The 9,395-nt window shown below is 43.4% G+C and carries 10 protein-coding genes; 5 read left to right on the forward strand and 5 right to left on the reverse strand.

Annotated elements, in window-relative coordinates:
- Positions 1–114: 114 nt before the first annotated feature.
- The 4 genes from hemQ to ATL39_RS16820 all read right to left on the reverse strand — a co-directional run bounded on the left by hemQ (position 115) and on the right by ATL39_RS16820 (position 4,305).
- Positions 115–864, reverse strand: a complete 750-nt coding sequence (hemQ, locus tag ATL39_RS16805; protein ID WP_120194538.1) for a hydrogen peroxide-dependent heme synthase — start codon at positions 862–864, stop codon at positions 115–117.
- An 83-nt stretch (positions 865–947) separates the two neighbouring features.
- A complete protein-coding gene (locus ATL39_RS16810) occupies positions 948–1,688 on the reverse strand; it encodes an enoyl-CoA hydratase/isomerase family protein (protein ID WP_120194539.1) in 741 nt (246 codons plus the stop codon).
- A 23-nt stretch (positions 1,689–1,711) separates the two neighbouring features.
- Complete coding sequence (locus ATL39_RS16815; protein ID WP_120194540.1) at positions 1,712–3,637, reverse strand: oxidoreductase; 1,926 nt, start codon at positions 3,635–3,637, stop codon at positions 1,712–1,714.
- Between the two features lie 62 nt (positions 3,638–3,699).
- Positions 3,700–4,305 (reverse strand): TetR/AcrR family transcriptional regulator, encoded by a 606-nt coding sequence (locus tag ATL39_RS16820; protein ID WP_120194541.1) that lies wholly within the window; start codon positions 4,303–4,305, stop codon positions 3,700–3,702.
- Positions 4,306–4,662: 357 nt separating this feature from the next.
- On the opposite strand from ATL39_RS16820, the gene pta reads away from it, so the two are divergent.
- Together pta and ATL39_RS16830 are read left to right on the forward strand one after the other, a co-directional pair.
- Positions 4,663–5,667, forward strand: coding sequence for a phosphate acetyltransferase (gene pta / locus ATL39_RS16825; RefSeq protein ID WP_120194542.1), 1,005 nt, complete (start codon positions 4,663–4,665; stop codon positions 5,665–5,667).
- A 117-nt stretch (positions 5,668–5,784) separates the two neighbouring features.
- On the forward strand, positions 5,785–6,153 hold the full coding sequence (locus ATL39_RS16830) for a PilZ domain-containing protein (protein WP_120194543.1): 369 nt from the start codon (positions 5,785–5,787) through the stop codon (positions 6,151–6,153).
- Between the two features lie 22 nt (positions 6,154–6,175).
- Here the strand turns inward: ATL39_RS16830 and ATL39_RS16835 are convergent, their stop codons facing one another.
- A complete protein-coding gene (locus ATL39_RS16835; protein WP_170146974.1) occupies positions 6,176–7,045 on the reverse strand; it encodes an SMP-30/gluconolactonase/LRE family protein in 870 nt (289 codons plus the stop codon).
- 283 nt (positions 7,046–7,328) lie between these two features.
- On the opposite strand from ATL39_RS16835, the gene ATL39_RS16840 reads away from it, so the two are divergent.
- From ATL39_RS16840 to ATL39_RS16850, 3 genes are all read left to right on the forward strand, one after another.
- A complete protein-coding gene (locus ATL39_RS16840) occupies positions 7,329–8,516 on the forward strand; it encodes an aminotransferase-like domain-containing protein (RefSeq protein ID WP_120194545.1) in 1,188 nt (395 codons plus the stop codon).
- Positions 8,517–8,785: 269 nt separating this feature from the next.
- The gene (locus tag ATL39_RS16845) at positions 8,786–9,031 is read left to right on the forward strand and encodes a hypothetical protein (protein WP_147419367.1); all 246 of its coding nucleotides are present in this window, start codon (positions 8,786–8,788) and stop codon (positions 9,029–9,031) included.
- 65 nt (positions 9,032–9,096) lie between these two features.
- Positions 9,097–9,395 (forward strand): helix-turn-helix domain-containing protein (locus ATL39_RS16850; RefSeq protein WP_170146975.1); only part of this gene is annotated, 299 nt, incomplete at its 3' end.

Raw genomic sequence — 9,395 nt, forward strand, 5'->3', positions numbered from 1 at the left:
TAATCATAAATAGTAATAGTAAGTTCGTTTGATTTGTATTTCCTTAACAATAGAAAGTTAAACATAAAAAAACAGCATCCGGTATAAATCCGAATGCTGCTTTACATGATTTTATTAAATATGAAAAAAAGATTCTGCTTTTTCCGGCTCAAGCAGGTTTCCTACATAGAAGGGACCGAACTTGCCGTAACGGGCGGACACTTCATCAAATCTCATTTCATAAATGATCTTCTTAAATTGCAGGGCTTCGTGGGCAAACAGGGTAACGCTCCATTCCCAGTCATCAAGACCGGCTGAGCCTGTAATAATCTGTTTGACCTTACCTGCATACTTTCTTCCTGTCATGCCGTGGGCACGCATTAATTCCCGGCGTTCTTTAATAGGAAGGGAATACCAGTTGTCGTCGCCTTCCCGCTTTTTATCCATTGGATAGAAGCAGATATGATTCCATTTAGGAAGCACGGGATAAATGCGGCTGCGGAGTTCCGGATTCTCCATCGGATCTCCGCCGTCTTTTGGCGGCATGTAGTTTCCCAGTTCTACGACAGACACGTAGGAATAGGAAGGAATCGTATAGTCAGCCAGCCTGGTTTTGTTAAAAGCATTTTCAATATCGTTTAAATCATTCATCGTTGGACGAAGAATCATAAAAATCAAGTCTGCTTTTTGACCGACAATCGTATAAACAGCGTGGCTTCCGCCGCCGTTGTCCTCGACCTGCTGCCAGTCTTCCAGCATATGAATAAATTCTTTCACAATGCTTTGGCGTTCTTCGCCGGATAATTTTTTCCATTCTGTCCAGTTGATCCTGCGGAGATCATGCAGACAGAACCAGCCATCGAGCGTTTGGGATGCTTCACTCATATATGGTTCACTCCTTTATCTAAAACCTGCTCACGATGTCTACTATACCATAGGTCCACAGGTCTTCAAAAGCAGGAACCAATCTACTTTTTCAGGAAACGGAGAAGGGCGTCTTTATGCTCCTGGCTCTGTCCGGCTTCTCTTTGGGCTGATACTTCCATATCGAGGACTTCTGAAAGGCTGTGTTCAAAGCCCTGTTTCATATTCTGTTTCGCCAATCCATAGGCAGCAGGAGGGATGGAGGCTAACCTCTCGGCATACTCTGCCGGATTTCCAATAGCGGTGATAAGATTGATCCGGAACGCTTCTTCGGCCGATACGGTCTGTCCGAGCATAAGCTCCATTGCTTTGCCCAGTCCGACCAGACGGGGGAGGAAGTAGGAGGCGCCTGCATCGGGTACAAGACCTATTTTTAAGAAGCTGAGCGCCAGTTTGGCCCGGCTGTCGGCAATCCGGTAGTCGCAGGCAAGCGCAATACTCAAACCCGCGCCTACTGTAACACCGTTTAAATAGGCAATTACCGGTTTGGAGATGCTGTCTATTAATACAATCAGGCGATTGTAGGTATCCTGTAAGTAATCGCCGTAATCGAAGCTTTCTGCGCTGTCAGATGAAACGCTTTTCAAGTCGGCGCCTGCGCAGAATGCATCACCGGATCCCTGCAGAATAATAACTTTGACCTCATGGTCCTGTGAAGCTTCCTGAAAGCAGTCGTAAAGCTCTTCGTGCATTTCTTTATTTAAGGCATTTTTAACCTCGGGGCGGTTCAGGGTAATCCAGGCCGTCTGATCTTTGACTTCATATAAGACTGTATGTTGTTTCACGTGAAACCCTCCTTTAGAAATAATTACAGTGCATTGGCTGTTTCTGCGCCATTTAAAATGGCGAATTTGGCATCGAGTCCGACAGCATGCTTCGCGCCGCCGATGACGTGCACCCGTTTGCCTTTTTCCATCAATTCGGAGGCAAGCATTTGATTTGGCAGCTGCCCGCTTGCCGTAATAATGGTGTCGGCTTTTGCAAGTATTTCTCTTTGTTCGTGTAAGATGAGGACACCCTCGGGCGTAATTTCTTTATAGGTCACTTCGCCGATCATTTGTATATTACTGCGGCGGAGTTCGCCCAGTGTAATCCAGCGCGTCGTTTTTCCCAGGCCTTTCGCAAACTTTCGACCCCGCTGCAGGAGCGTAATATCTGTATACCCTTTTTTATAAAGAACTAAGGCTAAGTCACAGGCAATACCGCCGCCGCCGATCATGACAATACTGCCCTGCAGCTCAGCGTTTCCTTCAAAAACATCCCGGTAGGAAAAAACGGTATGGGTTTCCATTCCCTTAATTTTCGGCTGCCGGGGAAGAATACCGGAAGCCAGAATAATATCATCAGCCTTCTGAACCAGCGGATGCTCTGCCGAAATAGAAGTACCAAGCTGAATGGATACGCCAAGTTTTTTCAGCTGGAAAGAATAATAACGAAGTGTTTCATTGAATTCGGATTTACCCGGTACGGTCCGCGCATAGAGAAGCTGGCCGCCGATTTCATCTTTTTCATCAGCAAGCGTTACGTGATGGCCTTTTAGTGCAGAAACCCGGGCAGCCTCCAAACCTGCCGGCCCGGCGCCGATAATTAATATATTTTTGGGAGCAGCTGCTTTATTAATAATAAAGGTCAGCTCCCGCCCTGCTTCAGGGTTGACCATACAGGAAGCGGATTTATTTTCGAAAACATGATCGAGACAGGCCTGATTACAGGCAATGCACGTATTAATTTCTTCCGGTCTGCCATTTATTGCTTTCGTAATAATCTCCGGATCCGCTAAAAATGGCCGTGCCATGGAAACAATGTCTGCTTTATCTTCCTGAAGAATTGCCTCGGCGTCTTCCGGGTTGTTGATACGGTTGGAAGTAATAACTGGTATAGTTACTCGTTTTTTGATAGAGGCGGCGACGGGTGTAAAATAATTTCTCGGTACTTTCATCGTAATCGTAGGGGTTCTGGATTCGTGCCAGCCAATCCCGATATTCAATGCGTCCATGCCGGCTTCTTCAAGCTTTCCGGCCCAGATGATGGTTTCCTCTTCTGTGGTGCTTCCTTCCATTAAATCAAGCCCGGACATGCGGAAAATGACCGGATAATCGGGACCGACAGCCCTGCGGACTGCTTCTGCAACCGTGAGAGGGAAACGAAGCCGGTTTTCAAAAGAGCCTCCCCATTGATCGGTTCGGTGGTTGGTCAACGGAGACATAAACTGATTAAGCAAATAGCCTTCCGACCCCATAATTTCCACAGCATCAAAGCCGGATTTTTTAGCACGCACGGCAGCATCCGAAAAAGCCTGGATCGTGCGCTGGATGTTTTCTTCAGAGAGTTCGACAGGGACGTCTGGATTAATGGACGACTGAAGAGCGGAAGCAGAGACTGGATCAAGGCCGGTGAGCGCTTTATAGGCATACCGGCCGGCATGGAAAAGCTGGACGGCAATACGTCCTCCTGCTTCGTGCACGGCTTCGGTAAGTTCTGTCCACTGCTCAATATCCTTATCCTGGTAAAGGCTCATAAAATTAGCGCCGCCGCTTCCTTCAGGAGTCACAGCTGCACCTCCTGTTACGATCAGCCCAACATGTTCCCGGGCTCGTCGTACATAAAACGCTTTCATTTTTTCCAATCCATTTTCTTCCCCTTCCAACCCAACATGCATGGATCCCATCATTACCTTAGTAGGAAGCACAAGCTGGTTGATAGATATAGGGGAGAGCAAAGCGGGATACGACATTACGCATTCTCCTTTTTTATTTATTTCGAACGGTCGTTATAAATAAGATACTGTTATTATACTCACGAAGAAGCCGGAGTGGCAACCATGGATTGGAATAATTGAATAAAGGCGTTGCGGTTGGCCTTTACTACTTCAGCAGAAAAATAGCGTTCATTAAAAGCGGCACCGGTAGCCTGGTTAATAATAAGAAGGGCAAGAGCAGAAGGAGAAGAGTGATGCAGCAGATTCTGCTGTTCCGCTTCTTCCAATATAGTTGTAAGGTATAGAACCAGGTTTCGTAGAAAACGTCCTACAACTTCATTAATTTTTTCATTATAGGGTGACTGGGCCATATAATTTAATAGAATAGTGTAAAATGGCTGATTATGATCTGGAAGAGAAGCGACCGTTCGAAGATACGCGTGAAATTTTTCAACGGGGTGATGATAGGCATCAACGGTGTTTCGCACATCCTCTTCAGAGACGGCGAATGCTTCCTTCAGAACATCAACAAGAAGATCATTCTTATTTTTAAAATAGTGATAAATCACTCCTGTACTGAGATCGGCTGTTTTTGCTACATCCTTAATCGAAAAATGGTCAAATCCATACGTCAGTATGCATGTTTTTGCGGATTGGATAATCTGCTCCCGGCGGATCATTTCCATACCTAATTTAGGACTCATCGTCTTTGCCTCTTTTCATTGATTGTTTAACGGGGAAAAATGTGAAAATAGTATAGCATGGAGAGGAAGAATTGAATACAGCGCATCTATTTTTAATAGTATATTTATATAATTTATGCAATTGTATTCACTTCTATTAATATTGTAAACGCTTTTAAGACAAGCTTTCATTTTGTTTTCTTAATTCCGAAAATTAGAACTATGATTATTTTATGCATTTTCGTTTATTTTTCGGTGGAATAAGAGTATCCTTAAGAGTAGAGAAATGAAACCTGAATGAATTCATTGCAGCGAATCGATACGCCTTTAGTTACCCTATACTTCCTGAACGGTTTAAATAATAAAGGAGGAATTTTAGTGAGCGATCTCTTCGTCGAGATTAAAGAACAAGTCAAAAAAGATCAACCTTCCATTGTATTTCCAGAGGGAGAAGATGATCGTATAATAAAAGCGGCAGCACAGCTTGCAGCAGATGGCCTGCTGAAGCCGATTATTATCGGCCTGGAAGATGAAGTGAAGGAAAAAGCAGCCAGTCTTGATGTTTCCCTGGATAAGGTGCAGATTATTGATCCTGTTCAATACGAGCATTATGAGGAATTAATAACGGCTTTTGTAGAGCGCCGTAAAGGAAAAGAAACAGAAGAAAGCGCACGTGAAAAACTGAAAAACCCAAATTATTTCGGTACGATGCTGGTTTACCTTGATTACGCTGATGGTCTTGTGAGCGGAGCCGTGCATTCCACGGGTGATACGGTTCGTCCGGCACTTCAAATTATCAAAACAAAGCCGGGGATTCAAAGAACGTCCGGCGTATTTATTATGGTAAAAGAAGACCAGAAGTTTGTATTTGCGGATTGCGCAATTAATATTTCACCAAATGCAGAAGAGCTATCAGAAATTGCGATTGCTACGGCAGAAACAGCTAAAGCTTTTGACCTGGATCCTAAAGTAGCCATGCTCAGCTTTTCCACTAAAGGATCGGCTTCTTCAATTGAAACAAGAAAAGTTTCGGAAGCTACCGTAAAGGCACAGAAGGACCGTCCAGACCTTGTTATTGATGGTGAATTCCAATTTGATGCTGCATTTGTACCGGCAGTAGGGCGTCAAAAGGCTCCTGATTCACCTTTACAGGGAGAAGCTAACGTGTTTATTTTCCCAAGCCTCGAATCCGGAAATCTCGGCTATAAAATTGCCCAGCGTTTAGGTGGATACGATGCTATCGGCCCTATTCTTCAGGGATTAAATAAGCCGGTAAATGATCTTTCGCGCGGATGCAGTACAAAAGACGTGTATAAGCTTGCTTTAATTACGGCAAAGCAGGCAATTATGGAAAAAAAAACTCAAGTAACGAACCAAAAGTAAAATAGTGCGGCAGTAACGCAGAAAAGGCATGGAACCTATAATGTTCCATGCCTTTTCTATAGCACGCTGTTCTCCTAAAGAGTATAATAAAAGCAAAAATAATCATAGGAGGCTGTTTTGTCCAACCGCAGAAGCAATGTTCGTTTTTATTTTACTGACAATCCTCTAGATGCCACAGTACATGTACATAAAATTAAACAGACGGAAGTGAAAAGCAAAGCAGGTCCTATACAAATACTTGATATTTCCGGAAACGGGCTGCAGTTTTTCTCACCGCTTCGTTTTCAAGTAACAGATGAGGTTCTGCTGTGCTTTAATTTCCGCGTAACGCAGAAATGGTTTAACGTTTACGGCCGCATAAAAAGACAGTGGCAGTCAGAAACGGAGCAAGGGTACATTTACGGGGTTGCCCTTGAATTTGAAGAATATGCCGCCAAAACCTCTTTAATCCAGACGGTTCACCAATTGAGGCTGGAGCAAGAATGAATGTCGGCCGGTTCAGCCTGCTTTATCCTTTAAAGCGATCTGCCGGGAGGCCCTTCACTCCTGGAGAATAAGAAAATACATACCCCGCTAAAGGTTCCTGTTTCTGGTCTTCTTCTGTTAATTTGTTGCGGGCTGTAGTTATATAAAGATCGGTAAGATGTTCTCCTCCAAATGTGCAGGAGGTGATTAATGATGCAGGGAGAAGCAGTTCGTCCTGTTTTTTTCCTGTATCCGGATTCCAGCAGCTGACCCGGCTGCCTTCAAAATGGGCAATCCATAAATTACCGTCCGCATCGATAGTCATGCCGTCGGGTTTGCCCTGTTCCTCCGAGAAATCAATAATAAGCTCAGGAGAACGAATAGCGCCGTCCTCCACGGAATAATCAAACTGAACAATAGATTGAGTAGGCGTGTCAATATAGTACATAGCCCGTTTATTATTATTCCAGGCAAGTCCATTGGAAGTTGTTACCGGTGACCATTTTTTCTGTACTTCCATCGAAGGATCCAGACAGTACAAAGCAGCATCCTCCGGTTCTCTAGTAAGGGAAATAGTACCTGCCCAAAATCGTCCTGCCGGGTCACACTTTCCATCATTAAAACGATTGTTAGGCTTATGTTTTTCCGGGTCGGCAACTGCTGTAAAAGATGAATGGTCAAAATCTATAAAATAAAAACCATGCTGAAGGGCTGCTATCAGCGTTCCTGTTTTGGAAGAAGGAGCGACAGCACCGGGCATTTGGTCAAGTTTAATAGATCTGGTTCGTTTTGTGTTTGGGTTATATTCATGAATAAATTGTCCGAGGATATCCACCCAGTAAAAAAGCTGCGATTGTTCATCCCACACCGGGCTTTCCCCAAGCATTGCCTGTTCACATATGACCTCTTTCATTTCTCTTGCCACCTGCATCGCCCCCATTTAAATCTTTTGCGAAGATTTATATTTGTTTACTCAATTCCCTAAATAAAAGATTCATAACCGTAGGAAGCCCAATTAAATTATGATTATATTTACAATAAAAGTTAAATATTTAATATTTAAAAATTTATGTATTATTTTGTAATTTTAAATAGGGCATCCGTGCTCTATTTCGAAGGATGTGATATAATTTACAAATCCTTTTATTCAGATTTTTCTATATATTTAACATAAAGATACAGAGGTGGAGAGAGAAATGAAGTATGGTTTTGCGAAGAGAGTCCGCCATATGCAGTCATCGGCCGTAAGAGATATATTAAAAGTAGTAAACAAAGGAGACGTTATTTCCTTTGCAGGCGGACTGCCGGATGAGAAATTGTTTCCTGTGGAAGCAGTAAGGAAGGCCTTTGATCAGGCATTGTCCTCCAATAACAAAGTGCTTCAGTACGGTGAAACAGAAGGAGTACCGGCTCTTAAAGAAATACTCGCAGAGAGAATGAGGCAGAAGCAGATTGAACGGGAGCCGGAACATATACTGGTTACCTCGGGCTCCCAGCAGGCGATTGATTTGTTTGCACGGATAATGTTTGATCCAAGAGATATTGTTTTAACGGAAAATCCCACGTATCTGGCAGCACTTCAGGTGTTCCAGTCCTATGAAGTAAATATTGTTCCCGTAGACTCAGATGACGACGGAATGCTGGAAGAGGATCTCGAAGAGAAAATTATCCGATTAAAGCCTAAATGTATTTATGTGGTTCCGACCTATTCTAATCCGGGAGGAAAAGTGTGGTCATTGGAACGCCGGAAACAGCTGATGAAACTCGCTAAAAAACATCATGTTATTGTGTTTGAAGATGACCCTTACGGCGATATTAAATTTGATGAAGCGGATACGGTGCCGCCGCTTGCTTCAATGGATAATAATGAATATGTAGTATACACAAGTACTTTTTCAAAAACAGTAGTACCTGCCATGAGGACCGGGTGGATCGCAGGACCTTATCAGATTATCCGTATGATGGCTCAGGCTAAACAGGCGACAGACCTTCATACTAATTCCTTAACCCAGCATGCCCTTGTACACTTAATGAATGAATTCGATCTGGATGAGCATATCCGTATGCTCTGTACCGAGTATAAAGAGAGGATGCTGGTAATGAAATCACTGCTCGATAAAGTGGACGGAGTCAGCTATATTGAGCCAAGAGGAGGTATGTTTTTCTGGGTGAATATGCCGGAGCAGGTAAATACAACGGCACTGCTCGCTGAAGCAGTGGAGAGTGGAGTAGCGTTTGTGCCGGGGGCTCCGTTTTACGTTAGGAAACCCGAACAAAATACACTGCGTTTAAATTTTACTAACGCAGACCCGGAAAAGATAGAAAACGGTATGAAAAAGCTGGTTGAAGTGATGAATAATTCCTACACAAGCAGCGTATATTAAATAACACTACACAAAAAAGCCGCCGAAAGGGCGGTTTTTTGTGTTATACCTTTATTGAACAGCAGACAGGAAATGTTGAGTCGAACGCAGCTTTAATGAGTTTGAACGCTTTAGAACAAAAGGATGGTTCACTGTCTTTGATTAACTTTCAGCTGTATAGTGAATTCTGCTTGAAACTTATCCTGCAAAGGGATAGAATCAAAAAAGATAAAGAGGTCCTTTCTTCAATGATAAAAAGCCGATAGGTAGAATTTAGCACTTATGCTTATATGAATAAGCAAAAAATACATATGTTTCACGTGAAACAATGGGTAAATAATGAAACGGGGTATATGATGCACAAATGGATGATTCAATTCGGCATGCTGCTGGCCATTGTTTTCGGCGGTTCTTTTTTATTTCAGCTGTTAAGAGGCGATGGACCGCAGGAGGCATTTGCTGTGTTGGGAATAACGGGAATTTTACTTCTTCTGATTGCGGGATGGATGAAGAAAAGAGAATCAACGAATGAATGAAAAAAAGAGCCCGGGGTAGTGCACCCCAAAAGTTAGAGTAAAATCTAACGTTTGGGGTGTTTTCTTTGGCTAAATATAGTGATGCGTTTAAAGAACAACTGGTTCAGGAATACCTTCGCGGTCCTAAAGGATATAAACGGTTGGCTAAAAAGTATGGGCTACCGTCCATGAGTCCGATAAAAGAATGGGTCGATGCTTATCGACTCTTGGGCCGAGAGGGATTAAAAAGAAAAACGAAAAAAAGCACCTACACTGGTTCCTTTAAATGGGATGTTTTATACTGGAGAAAACAAAGAGGAGCTTCCCTTCAGGAGACGGCGGAGGCCTTCGGCCTCCCTCGTGCTTCATTGATCGCCGCCTGGAA

This window comes from Sinobaca qinghaiensis, from assembly GCF_003610495.1.
Lineage (GTDB): Bacteria > Bacillota > Bacilli > Bacillales > Marinococcaceae > Sinobaca > Sinobaca qinghaiensis.